General features: G+C 73.2%; 19 protein-coding genes. 10 read left to right on the top strand and 9 right to left on the bottom strand.

Annotation, left to right across the window (positions count from 1 at the left end; all coding sequences use genetic code 11):
* The first annotated feature begins 80 nt into the window (after positions 1 to 80).
* From L3X23_RS24675 to L3X23_RS24640, 8 genes are all read left to right on the top strand, one after another.
* Positions 81 to 575, top strand: a complete 495-nt coding sequence (locus L3X23_RS24675) for an NUDIX hydrolase (protein ID WP_093080636.1) — start codon at positions 81 to 83, stop codon at positions 573 to 575.
* On the top strand, positions 572 to 2,938 hold the full coding sequence (locus tag L3X23_RS24670) for a DUF6049 family protein (RefSeq protein WP_237194878.1): 2,367 nt from the start codon (positions 572 to 574) through the stop codon (positions 2,936 to 2,938). Before L3X23_RS24675 ends, L3X23_RS24670 begins: the two co-directional genes overlap by 4 nt.
* A gap of 59 nt (positions 2,939 to 2,997) precedes the next feature.
* Entirely contained in the window at positions 2,998 to 4,617 is a 1,620-nt protein-coding gene (locus L3X23_RS24665) for a protein kinase family protein (protein WP_237194875.1), read from the top strand.
* Between the two features lie 84 nt (positions 4,618 to 4,701).
* Positions 4,702 to 5,253, top strand: a complete 552-nt coding sequence (gene sigM, locus L3X23_RS24660; RefSeq protein WP_237194873.1) for an RNA polymerase sigma factor SigM — start codon at positions 4,702 to 4,704, stop codon at positions 5,251 to 5,253.
* Complete coding sequence (locus tag L3X23_RS24655) at positions 5,250 to 5,882, top strand: hypothetical protein (RefSeq protein WP_237194870.1); 633 nt, start codon at positions 5,250 to 5,252, stop codon at positions 5,880 to 5,882. The genes sigM and L3X23_RS24655 overlap by 4 nt, the downstream gene beginning before the upstream one ends.
* Positions 5,883 to 5,984: 102 nt before the next feature.
* Positions 5,985 to 6,986 (top strand): thioredoxin-disulfide reductase, encoded by a 1,002-nt coding sequence (gene trxB / locus L3X23_RS24650; RefSeq protein WP_237194868.1) that lies wholly within the window; start codon positions 5,985 to 5,987, stop codon positions 6,984 to 6,986.
* Between the two features lie 29 nt (positions 6,987 to 7,015).
* Entirely contained in the window at positions 7,016 to 7,342 is a 327-nt protein-coding gene (gene trxA, locus L3X23_RS24645; RefSeq protein ID WP_093080659.1) for a thioredoxin, read from the top strand.
* Positions 7,343 to 7,556: 214 nt separating this feature from the next.
* Positions 7,557 to 8,711, top strand: coding sequence for an N-acetylmuramoyl-L-alanine amidase (locus L3X23_RS24640; protein WP_093080664.1), 1,155 nt, complete (start codon positions 7,557 to 7,559; stop codon positions 8,709 to 8,711).
* 94 nt (positions 8,712 to 8,805) lie between these two features.
* Here the strand turns inward: L3X23_RS24640 and L3X23_RS24635 are convergent, their stop codons facing one another.
* Positions 8,806 to 9,462, bottom strand: a complete 657-nt coding sequence (locus L3X23_RS24635) for a GNAT family N-acetyltransferase (RefSeq protein WP_237194862.1) — start codon at positions 9,460 to 9,462, stop codon at positions 8,806 to 8,808.
* 226 nt (positions 9,463 to 9,688) lie between these two features.
* Here L3X23_RS24635 and L3X23_RS24630 point away from each other — a divergent pair, with 226 nt between their 5' ends.
* Positions 9,689 to 11,026, top strand: coding sequence for a PLP-dependent aminotransferase family protein (locus tag L3X23_RS24630; protein ID WP_237194861.1), 1,338 nt, complete (start codon positions 9,689 to 9,691; stop codon positions 11,024 to 11,026).
* 637 nt (positions 11,027 to 11,663) lie between these two features.
* Positions 11,664 to 12,611 carry a D-alanine--D-alanine ligase gene (locus L3X23_RS24625; RefSeq protein ID WP_237194860.1) on the top strand — a complete coding sequence of 316 codons (948 nt, stop codon included), beginning with the start codon at positions 11,664 to 11,666 and terminating at the stop codon, positions 12,609 to 12,611.
* Between the two features lie 142 nt (positions 12,612 to 12,753).
* Here L3X23_RS24625 and L3X23_RS24620 read toward each other — a convergent pair whose 3' ends face one another.
* The 8 genes from L3X23_RS24620 to rpmH form a co-directional block, all read right to left on the bottom strand.
* A complete protein-coding gene (locus L3X23_RS24620; protein ID WP_237194859.1) occupies positions 12,754 to 13,704 on the bottom strand; it encodes a ParB/RepB/Spo0J family partition protein in 951 nt (316 codons plus the stop codon).
* Positions 13,705 to 14,598, bottom strand: a complete 894-nt coding sequence (locus L3X23_RS24615; protein ID WP_093080679.1) for a ParA family protein — start codon at positions 14,596 to 14,598, stop codon at positions 13,705 to 13,707. It lies immediately after the preceding gene.
* A gap of 25 nt (positions 14,599 to 14,623) precedes the next feature.
* Entirely contained in the window at positions 14,624 to 15,292 is a 669-nt protein-coding gene (gene rsmG / locus L3X23_RS24610) for a 16S rRNA (guanine(527)-N(7))-methyltransferase RsmG (RefSeq protein ID WP_237194858.1), read from the bottom strand.
* A 74-nt stretch (positions 15,293 to 15,366) separates the two neighbouring features.
* Complete coding sequence (locus tag L3X23_RS24605; RefSeq protein WP_093080690.1) at positions 15,367 to 15,858, bottom strand: R3H domain-containing nucleic acid-binding protein; 492 nt, start codon at positions 15,856 to 15,858, stop codon at positions 15,367 to 15,369.
* Positions 15,859 to 15,940: 82 nt separating this feature from the next.
* Positions 15,941 to 17,005, bottom strand: coding sequence for a membrane protein insertase YidC (gene yidC, locus L3X23_RS24600; RefSeq protein ID WP_093080694.1), 1,065 nt, complete (start codon positions 17,003 to 17,005; stop codon positions 15,941 to 15,943).
* Positions 16,999 to 17,256 (bottom strand): membrane protein insertion efficiency factor YidD, encoded by a 258-nt coding sequence (yidD, locus tag L3X23_RS24595; protein WP_237194857.1) that lies wholly within the window; start codon positions 17,254 to 17,256, stop codon positions 16,999 to 17,001. The genes yidC and yidD overlap by 7 nt, the downstream gene beginning before the upstream one ends.
* Positions 17,253 to 17,591 carry a ribonuclease P protein component gene (gene rnpA / locus L3X23_RS24590; protein WP_093080703.1) on the bottom strand — a complete coding sequence of 113 codons (339 nt, stop codon included), beginning with the start codon at positions 17,589 to 17,591 and terminating at the stop codon, positions 17,253 to 17,255. The genes yidD and rnpA overlap by 4 nt, the downstream gene beginning before the upstream one ends.
* A 16-nt stretch (positions 17,592 to 17,607) precedes the next feature.
* The gene (rpmH, locus tag L3X23_RS24585; RefSeq protein WP_093080708.1) at positions 17,608 to 17,745 is read right to left on the bottom strand and encodes a 50S ribosomal protein L34; all 138 of its coding nucleotides are present in this window, start codon (positions 17,743 to 17,745) and stop codon (positions 17,608 to 17,610) included.
* Positions 17,746 to 17,878 lie beyond the last annotated feature (133 nt).

Below are 17,878 nucleotides of genomic sequence, written 5' to 3'. Positions count from 1 at the left end.
GCGGGCCAGTGTACGTGGGCGTGACGCACCCGGGTCGCCGGGAACCCACCTGCACGCCGCGGGCTCGTTACCATCGCCACATGTCCTCCTCCCGCGGCCGCTCCGGAGGGCGCCGCGCAGGACGACCGCCCGAGCGGCGCCGCCGTCTGCGGACCGTCGACGAGACGTCCGCGGGCGGGCTCGTGGTGGACCACGTGCTGGGCCGCGCGGCGGTGATCGGCAGGCTGGACCGGCGCGGGCGGCTGCTGTGGTCCCTGCCCAAGGGCCACATCGAAGCTGGTGAGACGGCCGAGCAGGCGGCGGTGCGCGAGGTCGAGGAGGAGACCGGCATCATCGGGCGCGTGGTCGCACCCCTGGGCACCATCGACTTCTGGTTCGTCGCCGAAGACCGCCGCGTGCACAAGACCGTGCACCACTTCCTCATGCGCGCGCTCGGCGGCGACCTCTGCGACGACGACGTCGAGGTCGCCGAGGTCGCCTGGGTGCCGCTGGGGGAGCTCGAGTCCCGGCTCGCCTACGCCGACGAGCGCAGGCTGATCCGGCGGGCCACCGAGCTCCTGGAGGAGACCGCGTGAGAGCGCTGCTCGCGCTCGTCGCGGTCGTCGCGGTCCTCCTGCTCGGCGCCGCGCCCGCGTGGGCGGAGCCGGGCGCCCCCCTCCCGGAGCGGGACAGCGGACTGCAGCTCGATCTGGCGGGCATCGGGCCGCGGGTCGTCACCTCGGACTCGAGCAGCCTCGTGGTGTCGGGCCGGTTGACCAACACCGGGACGTCCCCCGTGACCGGCATCGGGGTGCGGGTGCAGCGCAGCGACCCCCTGCGCACCGAGGCCGCCGTGCGCGAGGCCCTCGCGGGAGACGACGCCGCGGACGCCGTGACCCCCGCCTTCACCGACCTGCCCGACCTCGCGCCCGGCGCGTCGACCCCGGTCAACCTGAGCATTCCGCTGACCGGCCCGCCCACGACGAGCCTCGCGCTGAACCGGACCGGGGTGCACGCCCTGCTGGTCAACGTCAACGCGACGCGGGACGGCGTCCGGGCCCGGATGGCCGCGACCCGGATGCTGCTGCCGGTGCTGGCCGTCCCGGGGCAGCCCGCGCCCCCCGGGACCCCCGGGCCCGCCCAGCCCGCCACCCTGCTGTTCCCCATCGTCGACCCGCCCCACCGCCTCCCGACCGTCCCCGGCGAGCCCCTCACCCTCACCGACGACGACCTCGCCGCCTCCTTCGGCCGCGGCGGCAGGCTCGACGGGCTGGTCGACGCCCTGGCCACCCGCGCGCCCGTCGGGTCGCCGCTGCGGGCCGGGGTGTGCGTCGCGGTCGACCCGGACCTGGTCGAGACCGCCGCGCAGATGGCGAACGGCTACCAGGTCCGCGCCGCGGACGGCACCCTCACCGCGGGGGCGGGCGCGGACGCCGCCCGCGCCTGGCTGGCCAAGCTCGCGGGCACGGTCCGCGGCGGCTGCGTGCTCGCCCTCGCCCAGTCGGACGCCGACCTGGTCGCCCTGGCCCGCTCCGGCGCGTCCGACCTCGCCGCCCGGGCCGTCGCGGACGGGCGGCGGATCGCGGCCGAGCTGCTCGACACCCCGGTGCTGGCCGACACGGTCTGGCCGATCGACGGGGCCCTGGACGAGGCCACCCTCGCCGACGTGGGCGAGGCCCAGGACGGCTCGTCGGCCGTGGTGTTGTCCGTGGACTCGGTGGAGCGCAGCCGCGGCGGGGTCGTGTCGCTGGCGAACGGGAACACCTCGACGACCGCGGTGCTCACCGACCCGCTGCTCACCCTCGCCGCCACCGGGCTCGGCGACACACCCGCCAGCGGCAGCCCCGCGGGCGGCCCGGGGGCGCTCGGCACGCAGGACGCGCTCGGCGCGCTCGCCTTCCGCGCCCTGACCGGCGACCCGGCCGCCGGGCCGGTCGCGCTCGCGCCGCCGCACCAGTGGCGGGTCGACGGGCCCGGCGCGATCGCGTTGCTCGACGGGATGAACCGGCTGCTCACCGCGGGTGTGATCGAGCCGCGGGCGCTGGGGTCGTCCATCGCGGCGGGCCCCGCGCCGGGCGCCGACCAGGGTCGACTGGTGTACCCGGTGCGCGCCGGGGCCGAGGAGATCCCGCCCGCGGTCGTGTCGAGCCTGGTGGCCGCGCGGGACGACGTCGAGCGGCTGCGCGCCGCCGCGGACTACGAGACCGGTGTCGGCGCGCCGCCCGAGCAGGTCTTCGACCCCCTGCTGCGCGGGCTGCTCCGCGCGGCCTCGGGCGCCTGGCGCGGCGACCCCGCCGCGGCCCGGGCCCAGGCCGACCTGGTCGACGGGCGGATCGGCGAGCTCGTCGGCTCGGTGAAGGTGTTGGAGCCGCCGGGGCCGTTCTCGCTGGGGACCCGGGACGCCCCCGTCCCGCTGACCGTCGCGAACGGGCTGCCGATCACGATGACGGTTCGCGTCGAACTGACGAGTACTGCCGGCCTGCGGGTGGCACCCATCCCCGTCCAGCGCGTGCCGCCGCTCGGCCGGGTTCAGGTCCGGGTCAGCACCGAGGTGCTGCGGGCGGGGCAGTTCACCGTCGAGGCGGCCGTCCGCACCCCGGACGGCGGCGCCCTCGGCGAGCCGACCCGGCTGCAGGTCCGCTCGACGGTCTACGGCACGGTCACGGTCTGGCTCACCGCCGTCGCGGGCGGGTTGCTGGTGCTCCTGGCTGCCCGCCGGATCTGGCGCCGGATCCGCGGCGACAGGAAGGGGTCAGGTCCGGACGGGGGAACCGGCGGCACTCCGCCCGCGCCGCCGCCCGTCCCGCCGGTGCAGGCGGACCCGCCGAACGGTGCATCCGCACAGGTCCGGCCGGTGGTCGGGGCCGCCGGAACGTCGGGTCGGGGCGGGAAGTTCCCGATGGCTCGGCCCGCGTCGTCACGGCGCGGGGTGTCGTCTGCGGGCGGAGATCTGCCGTAGGCTGACGACCTGGGGGAGTCGTACGGGGTGGAGGCGCGGGGCGTGAGCGGAGTGTCGCCGTGAGCCGGTCCGAGGAGATCGCGGACACCGCCGCCGAGCCTGCGCCCGCACCGATCCCCAGCCCCGCCGAACCGCCGGACGACCGGCCCAGGGTGGTGCGCTCGATGGTGGGCACCGGGCCGGGGACCGTCCTGGCAGGCCGCTACCGGCTGGTCGCGCGCGTCGGCTCCGACCTCAGCGCGGGGGCCGAGTTCTGGCGGGCCGAGGACACCGTGCTGCAGCGGGACGTCGGGATGACGGTGCTGCGCCGCCGTCCCGCGGACGAGTCGGACTCCGATCCCGAGGGCACCGCGCGGGCCGCCGAGATGATCGTGCGGGCCCTGCGGGCGGGCGGCTTCGAGCACGCGGGCTGCGCCCGGCTGCTGGACGTCCTGGCCGCCGGCTCGCCCGGCGTGCCGGAGGACGTGCTGGGCGCGGCCGTGACCGAGTGGGTCGCGGACCTGAGCCTCACCGAGGCCGTCGCCGACGGGCTGCTCAAGCCGCCGCGCGCCGCCCGGATGGTGCAGTCGCTCGCCGCCGCGGCGGAGGAGGCCCACGGCCGTGGGCTGGTGCTGGGCACCGATCACCCCCAGCGGATCCGGGTGGCCGAGGACGGCCGCGCGCAGGTCGCCTTCGTCCTGCCCCGGCCGGGCACCCGGCCGGAGGACGACGTGCGCGGCCTCGGCGCCGTCCTCTACACCCTGCTGACCTCTCGCTGGCCGCTCTCCGGCTCGGACGCGGCCCGCGCGGGCCTGCCCTCCCCGCAGCGGGACGGCGACGGGGCCCCGGTGCCGCCGTCGAGCCTGCGGCCGGGTGTCCCCGTGGAGCTCGACGCGGTCTGCACGGCGGCGCTGAGCCCCGGGGCCGATCGCGTGCACACCGCGGCGGCGGTGCACCGGATGATCGCGGACGTCGTCGCCGAGGAGGACCGCGCCGCCCTGTTCCCCCCGCAGCACGACGGGGTGACCGCCGCGCCGGACGACGTCTGGCAGGCCAAGACCCGCAGGCCCCCGCCCCGGGACCCGCGCAGCAGGCGCAAGCTCGCGATCGGCGTGGGGGTGCTCGCCGCGCTCGTCCTGGGCGTGCTGGGGTACCTCGGCGTGCAGGTCGGGGCGATGTTCCGCGAGCCCACCGCGCCCGCGATCGTGGTCGGCGGGTCGAACGCCGCGAGCGCGGTGCCCGGCGGCCCTGCGGGCAACGTCGCCATCGGCGGGGTGTCGGTGGAGGTCTACGACAAGACCGGGGACCGGGACAACGCGGACGAGGTGGACCGCGCCGTCGACGGCGACCCGGCCACCACCTGGTCGACCTACACCTACAAGCAGCAGCTGCCCGCGCTGAAGCCGGGTGTGGGGCTCATGGCGTCCTTCGTGGGGGCCGAGCAGCTCTCGCAGCTCGCGATCAGCTCGCCCAGCGCCGGGACCGTCGTGGAGATCCGCTCCGCGCCCAGCGCCGACGCCGATCTCGACGACACCACCCTCCTGACCCGGGAGACCCTGCGCTCCGGCACCACCACGATCTCGCTGGCCGACAGCCAGCCCGTGCAGCACCTGCTCATCTGGATCACCACGCTGAGCGGGAGCGGGGACGCCCACGTCAGCCAGATCGACGAGGTCGTCTTCTACCGCGCGGGCGACTGACCGGGAGCCCATCCCGTTCACGATCGCAAAGGACTCCACCGCATTCGGCGATGAGGGACGCGGCACGCTCCTACCGTCCGCCCCGTGCCCCTGCTCGACGCCCGGTCCGACCGGCAGCTGCTGGCCGCCCACCGGGCGGGCGAGCGCGGCGCGTTCGACGAGCTGGTGCGCCGCCACGGCGACCGGCTCTGGTCGGTCGCGCTGCGGGTGGTCCGGGACCCGGACGACGCGGCGGACGTCGTGCAGGAGGCGTTGGTGGCGGCCTACCGCCGGGCGTCGAGCTATCGCGGCCAGGCCGAGGTGGGCACCTGGCTGCACCAGATCGTGGTGCACAAGTGCGTCGACCGGATCCGGCACGACCGGGCGCGGCCGGGGCTCGTCGGGCGGCGCCACCACGTGCTCCCCGCGCCGGACGATCCGGCCGACCGGGCCATGACCCGGCTCGCCGTGGTCGACGCGCTGGCCGAGCTGCCCGTCGAGCAGCGACTGGCCGTGGTTCTCGTCGATGTGGAGGGATATCCGGTGGCGGAGGCGGCGAGGATCCTGGAGGTGCCGGTCGGCACGGTGAAGAGCCGCTGCGCGCGGGGCAGGCTCCGGCTCGCCGGGCTCCTCGGGCACCTGCGGGAGGGCGGATGACGAGCGGGGGCTGGCTCACGCGGCTCGCCGAGGCCCACGCAGGCCTCCCCGACGAGGCGACCGCGGCACGCGTCCTCGCCGCGGGCGGCGCCGGCACCGATCACGTCCTGCGCGCGCTGGACGCCACCCGTGCCGACCTGGGCACGCTCGGGCGGGAACGGATGCCCGTGGCGCTCGCGGGGTCCCTGGCGGCCGCGCTCGACGCCGCGGACGCCGAGACGGAGCGGACCGAGCGCGGCGGACCCCCACCCGGTCCGCCCGTGGGCGGACGGCGGCGTCGGCGGCGTCGGGGGCCGCTGCTCACCGCCGCGGCGGCGGTCCTGGTCGGGGTCGTCCTCACCGGCCCGGGCCCCGGGCCCACCGACCTCGCCGGGGCGAGCGGTCGGGTGCTCGCGGAGCGGACCCGGGCGGTCGGGCGGCTCGCGGACCCGGCCGCGCTGGCGTCGTGCCTGCTCCAGGCCGGGGTGGCCTCGCCCACGGGCGCCCTGCTGGCGGGGCGGCCGCTGCGCCTGAACGGGCTCGACGGCCTCCTTCTCGTCCTCTCGACGGGAAAGAAGGGCGTGGTGCGGGCGGTCGTGGTCACCCCGGACTGCGGACGACTGCTCGCCGACCAGACCGTCGGAGGGTGACGCACCCCACACGTCGAACGGATGCCCGGGCGAGCAGGGGAATGCCCGCTCCTAGGATCGTGTTGAGCAGGCCGGACACGTCGGACGAGGAGTGAGGCATCGGTGAGCACCGAGCAGAAGATCCATGAGCTGATCATCGTCGGCTCCGGACCGGCCGGGTACACCGCCGCGGTCTACGCCGCGCGCGCCCAGCTCGCCCCGCTGGTGTTCGAGGGCAGCCAGTTCGGTGGCGCGCTCATGACCACCACCGAGGTGGAGAACTTCCCCGGTTTCACCGACGGGATCATGGGCCCGGTCCTGATGGAGCAGATGCGGGGCCAGGCCAAGCGCTTCGGCGCGGACCTGCGCTCGGAGGACGTCGATTCCGTCAGTCTGACGGGAGAGGTCAAGGAGGTCGTCGCCAACGGCGTGACCTACCGGTCCCGGGCGGTCATCCTCGCGATGGGCGCCGCGGCGCGGTACCTGGGCATCCCCGGCGAGCAGGAGCTGCTCGGCCGCGGCGTGTCGGCCTGTGCCACGTGTGACGGGTTCTTCTTCCGGGACAAGGACATCGCCGTGATCGGCGGCGGCGACTCCGCCATGGAGGAGGCCACGTTCCTCACCCGCTTCGGGCGGACCGTGACGATCGTGCACCGCCGGGACGAGTTCCGCTCCTCGCGGATCATGCTCGAGCGCGCGCAGAACGACCCGAAGATCCACTGGCAGCTGAACAAGGCCGTCGAGGAGGTCGTCGGGGAGAACGGCGTCTCCGCGCTCCGGCTCAAGGACACCGTGACCGGCGAGGAGAGCACCCTCGAGGTCAGCGGCATGTTCGTCGCGATCGGGCACGACCCGCGCAGCGAGCTCGTCCGCGGCCAGGTGGACCTGGACGACGCGGGCTACGTGAAGACGCAGGCCCCGACCACGTACACGAACATCCCCGGCGTCTTCGCCGCCGGTGACCTGGTGGACCACACCTACCGGCAGGCGATCACGGCGGCGGGCTCCGGCTGCTCCGCGGCGATCGACGCCGAGCGCTGGCTCGCCGAGACCCCGATCGACGCCGAGCTCGCGGGCGGCGGCTACGGGACGGACTCGGCGGACGTCGCCGCAGCCGTGCACTGAGTTCGACAGCTGAGAAGGAGATACCCCGGATGGGCAACAACACCGTGGACGTCACCGACGCCACGTTCGAGAACGACGTCCTGAAGAGCGACAAGACCGTCCTGGTCGACTTCTGGGCGACCTGGTGCGGGCCGTGCAAGATGGTCGCCCCCGTGCTGGACGAGATCGCGGGCGAGCACAAGGACGACCTGACGGTCGCCAAGCTGGACATCGACGCGAACGGCAAGACCGCCCAGGAGTACCAGGTCATGTCGATCCCGACGATGATCCTGTTCAAAGACGGCAAGCCGGTGAAGACGATCGTCGGCGCCAAGCCGAAGGCCGCGCTGCTGAACGACCTGTCCGACTACCTCTGATCCTCGGATCCTCGGGGAGCCTCGAGGATACGGCCGGTCACCGATCCGTCGGTGCGTCCGGCGATGATCACCGAGCGGCGTCGAGCCGCTCGCCGCGTGTCCCCGCCGTTCGCGGCGGGGACACGCCCGTGTCGGGGGCGCTGTGCCTCGAATGGGACCCCGCGGTGCAGAATGGTCGGCGGCCTGAAGGACGTCGAGATCGAGCGAGGGGTGCATGCAGCTGCTCCGCCGCGGGGACCGTGGAAGTGCGGTCGTCGAGATCAGGGACACGCTGCGTCGGTTCGGCCTGCTGGCCACCGCCGCCCCGGGCGCCACTCCCGACCAGTTCGACGTCGAGCTCGAACGTGCCGTGCAGGCCTTCCAGCAGCGTCGTGGGCTCATCACCGACGGGATCGTCGGGCCGGACACCTACCGCGCGTTGCGCGAGGCCGGATGGAGCCTGGGCGACCGGATGCTGGCGCTGCTGGTGTCCGCGCCGATGAGCGGTGACGACGTCGGGCAGCTCCAGACCCGGCTCCTCGAGCTGGGCTACGACCCCGGCCGCCCCTCCGGTGTGTTCGACGAGCAGACCGAGGCCGCCCTGCGCCGGTTCCAGCGCGAGTACGGCATGGCTGCGGACGGCGTCTGCGGGCCCGCTACCCTGCGCGCGCTGCGCCAGCTCGGTCGCAAGGTCACCGGCGGCAGCCCGGGCCTGCTGCGCGAGCAGGAGCTGCTCCGCCGCGCCGGGCCCCGGATGCGCGGCAAGCGGATCGTCATCGACCCGGGCCACGGCGGGCTGGACCGGGGTGTCCAGGCTTCCGGTGTGTGCGAGGCCGACCTGATGTGGGACCTGGCCCGGCGGCTCGTCGGGCGCATGTCGGCCACCGGCATGGAGGCGCTGGTGACCCGGCGCGAGGACACCTGCCCGTCGGACGCCGAACGCGCCGCCTTCGCCAACGAGGCGAACGCGGACCTCGTCCTTTCTCTTCACTCCGACGCGAACCGCAGCATCCACGCGCAGGGGCTCGCGACCTTCCACTTCGGCAACGGGACCGGCGCCACCTCCACCGTGGGGGAGGCCCTCGCCGGGCTGATCCAGCGCGAGCTGCTCACCCGCACCGCGATGCTGGACTGCGGCATCCAGGGCCGGACGTGGGAGCTGCTGCGGCTGACCCGGATGCCCACGGTCCGGGTGGAGCTCGGCTACCTCACGCACATGGGCGACCGGCGCAAGCTGATCGACTCCGGCTTCCGGGACGTCGTGGCCGAGGGGATCCTCGTCGCCGTCAAGCGGCTGTACCTGCTGGGTCAGAACGACCAGCCGACGGGCACGTTCACCTTCTCGGACGTGCTCGCCCACGAGATCCGGAACCAGGCGCAGGCGATCTGAGCCCGTGCGGGCCGAGGAACTGCGTGCCCGCCGTCCCGCGCCCCTGACTCACACCTGTGTGATTCGGGGCGTCTGGAGCCCGTACAGCGGGCCCTCAGATCGCGTGTACGCGCGCGGGGGTGCGAGGCGCGGGTGGTGCGGCGGCCTGCATCGGGATCGTGATCGTGCCCAGGAGTTGCTCGAGCGCGTGCTCGACGTCCTCCTTCCACTCCAGCCCCGAGCGCAGCTCCATCCGCAGCCGCGGCCACCGGGGGTGGGGACGGACCGTCTTGAATCCGACGCTGCGCAGGAAGTCCGCCGGGATGATGCAGCCGGGCTCGGTGCCGGGCTTGGCCTCGCCGAAGGCCTCGATCGCCCGCACGCCGCGGCGGGTCAGGTCCTTCACGACGGCCTGGGCGAGCATCCGCCCGAGACCCTCGCCCGCGAACTCCGGCATTACCTGCAGGGTGGTCAGCAGCACCGCGTCCGCACTCACCGGGCCGGTGGGCATCTCCGTGGCGCGCGGCACCGCGTCCGGCGGCGCGTACAGGACGTAGCCCGCGGGCGCACCGCGCATGTAGACGATCTTCCCGCACGAGCCCCACTCGAGGAGGATCTCCGAGACCCACGCCTCCTTCTCGAGCTCGGTGGTGCCGAAGTCCTCGGCCTGCTTCGCGAGGTGCGGTGCCAGCTCCCAGAACACGCAGGAGCGACAACGCTTCGGGAGATCTCCGAGGTTGTCGAGGTTGACCGCCGTGACGTGCCAGGACAACGTGCTACCTCCGGCGGGGACCCTGGGGTTCCGCGAGTCGTGAACCCCCGCGTGATCACGAGGGCTGCTCGATGGTAGGTCGGCAGACAGGTCGCGCGACACCCCGACGACGACGACCGGTCACCCGGCCTCGCCGAAGGGCAGGCCGTACACCCGTCCCGGTTACACTCAACTGCCGTTTCCCAGCGCCCGAGTGGCGCTGCCGTGTCGATCTGGAGGATCCGTCGTGACGATCCCGCCCTCCCCGCACCGCCCCGACGTCGTCGAGCGGACCGCGGCGGCAGCGGCGGCCCCGACGGAACGCTTCGCCGTTCGCACCCAGGGCATGGTCGCCTCCGAGATCCGCGCGCTGTTCGCGGTCGCCAGCCGGCCCGAGGTCGTCTCGCTCGCGGGCGGGATGCCGAACCTCGCCGCCCTCCCGCTGGACACGCTCTCCGCCGAGATCGGGGACCTCGTCGCCCGCGAGGGGCAGGTCGCGCTGCAGTACGGGTCCGCCCAGGGCGTCCCGGCGCTGCGCGAGCAGATCTGCGACGTCATGCGGGAGGAGGGGATCGAGGCCGACCCGAACGACGTCGTGGTGACCGTGGGGTCGCAGATGGCGCTCGATCTCGTCACCCGGCTGTTCTGCGACCCCGGAGACGTCGTGCTCGCCGAGGGGCCCTCGTACGTCGGCGCGCTGGGCAGCTTCGCCGCCTACCAGGCCCGCGTGGTGCACGTCGCGATGGACGCGGAGGGACTCGTCCCCGAGCTGCTGGAGGAGGCCCTGCGCACCCTCGCCGGGCGTGGGATCACCCCCAAGTTCCTGTACACGATCCCGAACTTCCACAACCCGGCCGGCGTCACGCTGGCGGTGTCGCGGCGCAGGCGGATCCTCGAGCTCTGCGCCGAGTACGGCGTCGGGGTCGTCGAGGACAACCCCTACGGCCTCCTCGGCTTCAGCGGCACGACGTACCCGGCGCTCCGGTCCATGGACCGCTCCGTGATCTACCTCGGGTCGTTCTCCAAGACGTTCGCCTCCGGGCTGCGGGTCGGCTGGGCGCTCGTCCCGCCCGCGGTCCGGGACCGGCTCGTCCTCGCCGCCGAGTCCGCGACCCTCTGCCCGCCGAGCTTCACGCAGATGATCGTGTCGCGGTACCTCGAGAAGCACGACTGGCGCGCCCAGGTGAAGACGTTCACCGAGCAGTACCGCGAGCGCCGGGACGCGATGCTGGCCGCGCTCGAGACCCACCTCCCGGACGGCTGCACCTGGACCGTCCCGGACGGCGGCTTCTACGTGTGGGTCACCCTGCCCGAGGGCGTCGACGCCAAGGCGATGCTGCCCCGCGCCGTGACCGCCCGGGTCGCGTACGCCTCGGGCACCGGCTTCTACGCCGACGGTCTCGGCAGCCGCCAGCTCCGCCTCTCGTACTGCTACCCGACGCCGGAGCGCATCACCGAAGGCGTGCGCCGGCTGGCCGCGGTGATCGAGGCCGAGATGGACGTGCGCCGCACCTTCGGCCTCCCCGCCGCGCCCGCGCCCGAGGTGCGCAGGGGCGCGCACACCCCCTCACCCGACACGGCGTGAGCCACTGACGCCTTACCCACTGACGCCCCGCGGCCCGATGGCCGCGGGGCGTCGATGTTTCACGTGGAACGGCGGCTCGGCTCGGCTCGGCTCGGCTCGGCTCGGCTCGGCTCGGCTCGGCTCGGCTCGGCTCGGCTCGGCTCGGCTCGGCTCGGCTCGGCTCGGCTCGGCTCGGCTCGGCTCGGCTCGGCTCGGCTCGGCTCGGCTCGGCTCGGCTCGGCTCGGCTCGGCTCGGCTCGGCTCGGCTCGGCTCGGCTCGGCTCGGCTCGGACGATGATCCACCATCGGGGCGCCCAGAGGTCGATTCCCGACCGGCTCGCTCCCCAATGGTGGATCGTGGCCCGCGTCCTGCGCTCCGCCTGACCCCGATCGCACACCACCGCACCTCAGCACTGCCCGCGTACACGCACCACCAGCCGACCACCCACCGTCGGAGCGACCAGAGTTCGGCTCCGACCAGCCATCTTCCAGACGGTGGATCACGGCCCACGTCCTTCGCCCCACCTCACCCCGATTGCACGCCGCCACATCTCAGCTCTGCCCGCGTATACGCATCACCGGCCGATCACCCCCACGCCCGTTCCACGTGAAACATCCCCGCCGACGCGCCCGCCTCGGCGTGGCGGAGAATGCGCGGGTGAGCGATCGAAGCGTGGCGGTACTGGCGGGCGGACTCTCCCACGAGCGCGAGGTCTCGCTACGGTCCGGCAAGCGGCTCGCCGGCGCGCTGCGTTCGGTGGGCGTGGATGTTCGCGAGTGGGACGCCGACGCGTCCCTGATCGAGCGTCTGCGCACCGACCGCCCGTCGGCCGCGATCGTGGCGCTGCACGGGGGAGAGGGCGAGAACGGCGCGATCCACGCCGTCCTGGAGCTCCTGGGGGTGCCTTACGTGGGCACCGCCTCGGCCGCCTGCCGCCGCGCGTGGGACAAGCCGACCGCGAAGGCCGAGTTCGCCCGCGCAGGCCTCGACACTCCCGACTGGATCGCGCTCCCGCACACGACCTTCCGTGAGCTCGGAGCACAGGCCGTGCTCGACGCGATGGTCGAGCGTCTCGGTCTGCCGCTGATGCTCAAGCCCGACCAGGGCGGCTCGGCACTCGGCGCCCAGGTCGTCCGGGCGGCCGCGGATCTGCCGGCCGCAATGGTCAGCTGCCTCGCCTACGCCGACACGGTGCTCGCCGAGCGTTTCGTGACGGGCACGGAGGTCGCCGTCTCCGTCGTGCACGACGGCGCCCTTCCGCGAGCCCTGCCCCCGGTCGAGGTGGAGGCTCCCGGTGGCGTCTACGACTACACCGCCCGCTACACGCCGGGCGCGACGTCCTTCCACTGCCCGGCGCGGCTTCCCGCCGACACGATCGCCCTTCTCGAACGCACGGCGCTCGAGGCGCACGCGCTTCTCGGCCTCCGGGATCTCTCGCGCATGGACGCCGTCGTGGACGGGGAGGGGCGGGTGCAGATCCTGGAGGTGAACGTCTCGCCCGGCCTCACCGACACCTCGCTGCTGCCGACCGCGGTCGCCGCGGACGGGGGAGATCTCGGCACCGTCTTCGCCGCCCTCGTGGAGAAGGCGATCGAGCGGGGCTGACACCCGCGAACGATGCTGTTATGACACGTCGGCGAGTGCGCCCACATCCCGCCGTACCGGATCCACCCGAGATCAGCCAGCGGCGCACAGGGGGCCCGTGAGCGGCATGTCTGGCTCAGGGCCTCGACGGAGGAGTCGGGGCTCAGCCGCCCTGTTCGATGATCCGCGCGATGCGCTCGAAGTCCTCCGCGGAGCCGAACTCGACCACGAGCCGGCCCTTCCGGGAGCCCATCTCGACCTTGACCGTCGTGTCGAAGCGGTCGGACAGGCGGTCGGCGAAGGCGCTCATGCCTTCGCTCACCGCGGGGCGCCCACGGGGCTTGCGCGTCTTCGCGGCGGGGGCCTCGTTGCGGGCGAGGACGACTGCCTCCTCCGTCGCCCGCACCGACAGTCCCTCCGCGACGATGCGGGCGGCGAGCTCCTCCTGGGCGGCGGCGTCGTCGAGCCCGAGCAGGGCTCGAGCGTGACCGGCCGAGAGCACTCCCGCCGCGACCCGCCGCTGCACTGCCACGGGCAGGCGCAGGAGCCGGATCATGTTCGTGACGACGGGTCGGCTGCGGCCGATCCGGTCGGCGAGCTCGGTCTGGGTGACGCCGAACTCCTCGAGCAGCTGCTCGTAGGCGGCGGCCTCTTCGAGCGGGTTCAGCTGAACGCGGTGGATGTTCTCCAGCAACGCGTCCCGCAGCATCTGGTCGTTGGTCGTGCCGCGCACGATGGCGGGCAGCTCGGTCAGCCCGGCCCGCTGGGAGGCGCGCCACCGACGTTCGCCCATGACGAGCTCGTACTGGCCGGCGACGAGCTCACGCACGACGATCGGTTGCAGCAGCCCGAACTCGCGGATGGAGTGCTCGAGCTCGGCGAGCTGCTCGTCGTCGAACTGGGTGCGGGGCTGCTTCGGGTTGGGCCGGATCGCCCCGACGGGGATCTCCCGGTACTCCGCGCCGACGCTCGTCATCGGCTCCGGCGCACGCATCCGTGAGGGCAGCATGTCCGTCGGCGTCAACGCCATCGGCCCGGTCCGGATCCCGGTCTCCGGCCCCGTGGGAATCAGCGCGGCCAGGCCGCGGCCCAGTCCGCCCTTGCGCTCCGCCATCTATGCCCCGTCCGTCTGCTCATCCATGTGCGAGCCGTACTCCGCGATCTCCCGCGCCGCGTCGACGTAGCTCATCGCCCCGCGGGAGCCGGGGTCGTACGCGAGGACGGTCTGGCTGTAGCCCGGCGCCTCGGAGACCTTCACGCTACGCGGGATGACCGTCCGAAGGACCGTATTGCCGAAATGCTGTCGCACTTCCGAGGTGACCTGGTCGGCGAGCTTCGTCCGGCCGTCGTACATGGTCAGCAGGATGGTCGACACGTGCAACGCGGTGTTGAGGTGCGAGCGGACCAGGTCGATGTTGCTCAGGAGCTGCCCCAGGCCCTCCAGCGCGTAGTACTCGCACTGGATCGGGATCAGCACCTCCTGGGCGGCCACGAGGGCGTTGACGGTGAGCAGGCCGAGCGAGGGCGGGCAGTCGATCAGGACGTAGTCGACGTTCAGCTCGTCGAGCGCGTCGTCGTTGAGCGCCTGACGCAGCCGCGACTCGCGGGCGACCATGCTGACGAGCTCGATCTCGGCACCCGCCAGGTCGATGGTGGCGGGCACGCACAGCAGGTTGTCCGACGCCGTGCTGACGGCGGCCGCCTCGACGAGGCCGATCTCGCCGATCAGCGCCTCGTAGACCGACGGGGTGCCCGTCCGGTGCTCGACGCCGAGGGCCGTGCTGGCGTTGCCCTGAGGGTCGAGGTCGATGACCAGGACACGCAGTCCGTGCAGGGCGAGCGCCGCGGCCACGTTGACCGTGCTCGTCGTCTTGCCGACGCCGCCCTTCTGGTTGGCGATCGTGAGGATGCGGCGGTGGGCCGGCTTCGGCATGCCGTGGCGGTCGGGGTGCCGCAGACGGGCGGCGCGCTCCGCCTCTTCGGCTATCGGGGTCCAGCCGAGGCTCATCGCTGGGGACCTTCCTGGGGATGTTTCACGTGGAACGCTTCTTCCGGGGTCGACCGGCGAGCCGGGCCTGACGTTCGACGGACACCACTGTGCTCGGCGGGTCGACGACGCCGGTGCCGCACAGCTCGATGACGGGAATGCCGCCGCCCAGCCTGCGGACCTCGGCGGCGTCCCGCTCGATCTCCTGCGGTGCGGACGCGCCCTTCACCGCGAGCATCCGGCCCCCCGTGCGGAGGAGCGGGAGCGACCAGCCGGCGAGCCGGGCGAGCGGAGCGACGGCGCGTGCAGTGACCACGTCAGCACCCTCCCATCGCCGTCGGATCGCATTCTCCTCTGCTCGCCCGCGCTCGACCGTCAGCGACAAGCCGAGATCCGCGATGATCTCCTCCAACCACTCCACCCGGCGGGCGAGCGGTTCGACGAGCACGATCCGGAGATCCGGACGGGCGAGGCACAACGGTATCCCGGGAAGGCCCGCACCCGAGCCCACATCCACCACTTTCGCGCTGTCCGGCACGAGTTCCGCGACGACGGCGCAGTTGAGGACGTGGCGGTCCCACAGCCGGTCCGCCTCGCGCGGCCCGATCAGACCACGTTCGACGCCCGAGGTCGCGAGGTGGTCGACGTAGCGGGCGGCGAGCTCGAGCCGGTCGCCGAAGACCTTCTGCGCGGCCGGGGGAGGGGGATGTTCCACGTGAAACCGTCCTGGGGAGGAGACGACGGCGCCCTCCGGTCCGAACTGGACACGGAGGGCGCCACCGCGGGGATCTACTTGTCGCGGAAGACGACGACCTGCCGGCGGGGCTCCTCGCCCTCGCTCTCGCTCGAGACGCCCTTGACCGCCGCGACGGCGTCGTGGACGACCTTGCGCTCGAACGGCGTCATCGGCCGCAGCCGGGCGGGCGTGCCGGTCTCCTTGACCTCCTCGGCGGTACGGGTGCCGAGCTCGGTCAGCTCGTCCCGCCGACCCTGCCGCCACCCGGCGATGTCCAGCATCAGCCGGCTGCGGTTGCCGGAGGCCTGCTGCACCGCCAGGCGGGTCAGCTCCTGCAGCGACTCGAGGGCGGCACCCTTCTCGCCGACGAGTCGGGCGAGGTCCTCGCCGCCGTCGATGCTGACGATCGCCCGGCCGGCTTCGACGTCCAGGTCGATGTCACCGTCGTAGTCGAGGATGTCGAGCAACCGCTCGAGGTAGTCCCCGGCGATGTCGCCCTCTTTGATCAGCTGGTCCTCGGACCCGCCCTCCGCCGTCTTCGGCACGCGTACTCCTCTCCACGTTGCGCTCGTCCGGTCGCCAGGCGACCGGACGAGGTGAGCGGGCCGCGACCCGCTCGAAGGTCTGCTACCGACGCTTCTTGCCCTTGCGGGCCTGCGTCCGGTTACCGCCGCCCGGGCGCCCGCCCGACCCACCGGATCGGTTGACGGGCTTCGCGCCGGGCTTGGGCTTCGTCACCGGCTTGGCCCCGGGCTTTTTCTCCGGAGCGGACTCGGTGGTCTCGGTCTCGGGCTCCTCGACGGCCTCGGGCTCGGCCGGGGTCGAGCCGTTCCGGTTCGGCTTCTGGCCGGGCTTGGGCGCCAGGGCGTTGCGGTTCTGCGCCGCCTTGTCCTTCTTCTCGGCCTCTTCCGCGTCGATCCGCTTGTAGACGACGTACTGCTGGCCGAGCGTCCAGAGGTTGTTGGAGACCCAGTAGAAGAGGATCGCCAGGGGCAGGAACGGGCCACCGACCACGACGCCGATCGGGAACACGTACAGCATCAGCTTGTTCATGATCGCGGTCTGCGAGTTCGCCATGGCGGCCGGGTTGGCGGCCTGCCGGGCGACCGAGTGCCGCGCCGTGATGTGGGTGAAGATGCCCGCGAGGATCATCAGCGGGATCATCACGATCAGCTGGCTGGTGAGGTTCCCGCCGAGCTCCTGGAGCGTGACGGTGGAGTACTGGGTGTTGACGACGGTCGCACCCAGCTTGGCGCCGAAGAACGACGAGTCGACGAACGAACGCACCTCGTCCGCGCCGAAGAAGTAGTTCTCGGTCTTGCCGGGCTTGAACTCCCGCAGCACGTGGAACAGGCCGATGAACACCGGCACCTGCACCAGGACCGGCAGACAGCCGCCGAGCGGGTTCGCCCCGTTCTCCGCCTGGAGCTTCTGCATCTCCTGCGTGAGCTTCTGCCGGTCGTTGGCGTACTTCTTTCGGAGCCGCTGCATCTCCGGCGCCATCTCCTGCATCTTGCGCATGGAGCGGACCTGGCCGACGAACGGCTTGTAGAGGATCGCGCGGAGGGTGAAGACCAGGAAGATGACCGACAGGACCCAGGAGATGCCGGCGTCCGCGCCGAAGATGAAGCCGAACGCCTTGTGCCAGACCCACATGATGAACGACACGGGGTAGTAGATGAAGTTCAGCACGGGGCTTGCTCCTCGCACTTCTCAGTGCTGTGGTCGGATCGGGGTGGGACCGGGTCTACTCCGCCAGGGTGCCACGGGTGGCAGCGCAGGAGTCGCCGCAGCGCGAGCCAACACCCGCGCAGCGCGCCGTGGACCTGGATCGCCTCGACGGCGTAGGCGCTGCAGCTGGGGTAGAAGCGACAGCTCGGGGGCAGGTTCGGGGAGATCCAGCGCTGGTAGAAGCGCAGGAGCGCGAGGAGGACGGTGCTCATCGCGTGGCCTTCCGCAGGCCCGAGTCGAGGTCGGCGGCCAGCTCGCTCGACGTGGCGGTGGCCGCGGGCGGCAGGGCCCGGACGACGAGCAGGGCGCCCGCGGGCAACGTCGCCAATCGGTCCGCCACGAGATGACGGAGCCGCCGGGCCACGCGGTGGCGGACCACCGCGTTCCCGACGGCCTTGCTCACGACGAATCCGGCCCTCGGACCGAGGACCGGATTCGGGGTCGTGTCCAGATGCACGACGAGACGGGCGCGCCCGGCGCGGCGACCTCGGCGGATCGTCGAGGCGAACTCGTCCCGACGGGTCAGCCGGGCGCCGGCGGGCAGCACTCCGACGTCGCGGCGATCAGGCCGAGAGCGCGGCGCGGCCCTTGCGGCGGCGCGACGACAGGATGGCGCGGCCCGCGCGGGTCCGCATGCGCAGGCGGAAGCCGTGCGTCTTGGCGCGGCGGCGGTTGTTCGGCTGAAAGGTCCGCTTGCTCACGGTCGTCTTCTCCCGATCGACGACACGCTCGGGCCGTCGGTAGCTTCTGGTTGGTCTGCGCACCACAGGGCGCGCCTCCGGATAAGGGTACGCAGCGGCGCGAAGGGCCTGCACACCACCCCCCGCCACCGCG

The organism is Pseudonocardia sp. WMMC193 (assembly GCF_021728735.1).
Lineage (GTDB): Bacteria > Actinomycetota > Actinomycetes > Mycobacteriales > Pseudonocardiaceae > Pseudonocardia > Pseudonocardia oroxyli.
This window is presented reverse-complemented; position numbering and strand designations above follow the sequence as displayed.

Bases quoted from the DNA above. Each gene is read 5' to 3' on its own strand.
- L3X23_RS24675 (WP_093080636.1), top strand. From the start codon at position 81: ATGTCCTCCTCCCGCGGCCGCTCCGGAGGGCGCCGCGCAGGACGACCG.
- L3X23_RS24655 (WP_237194870.1), top strand. From the start codon at position 5,250: ATGACGAGCGGGGGCTGGCTCACGCGGCTCGCCGAGGCCCACGCAGGC.
- trxA (WP_093080659.1), top strand. From the start codon at position 7,016: ATGGGCAACAACACCGTGGACGTCACCGACGCCACGTTCGAGAACGAC.
- L3X23_RS24640 (WP_093080664.1), top strand. From the start codon at position 7,557: ATGCAGCTGCTCCGCCGCGGGGACCGTGGAAGTGCGGTCGTCGAGATC.
- L3X23_RS24620 (WP_237194859.1), bottom strand. From the start codon at position 13,704: ATGGCGGAGCGCAAGGGCGGACTGGGCCGCGGCCTGGCCGCGCTGATT.
- L3X23_RS24615 (WP_093080679.1), bottom strand. From the start codon at position 14,598: ATGAGCCTCGGCTGGACCCCGATAGCCGAAGAGGCGGAGCGCGCCGCC.
- yidD (WP_237194857.1), bottom strand. From the start codon at position 17,256: ATGAGCACCGTCCTCCTCGCGCTCCTGCGCTTCTACCAGCGCTGGATC.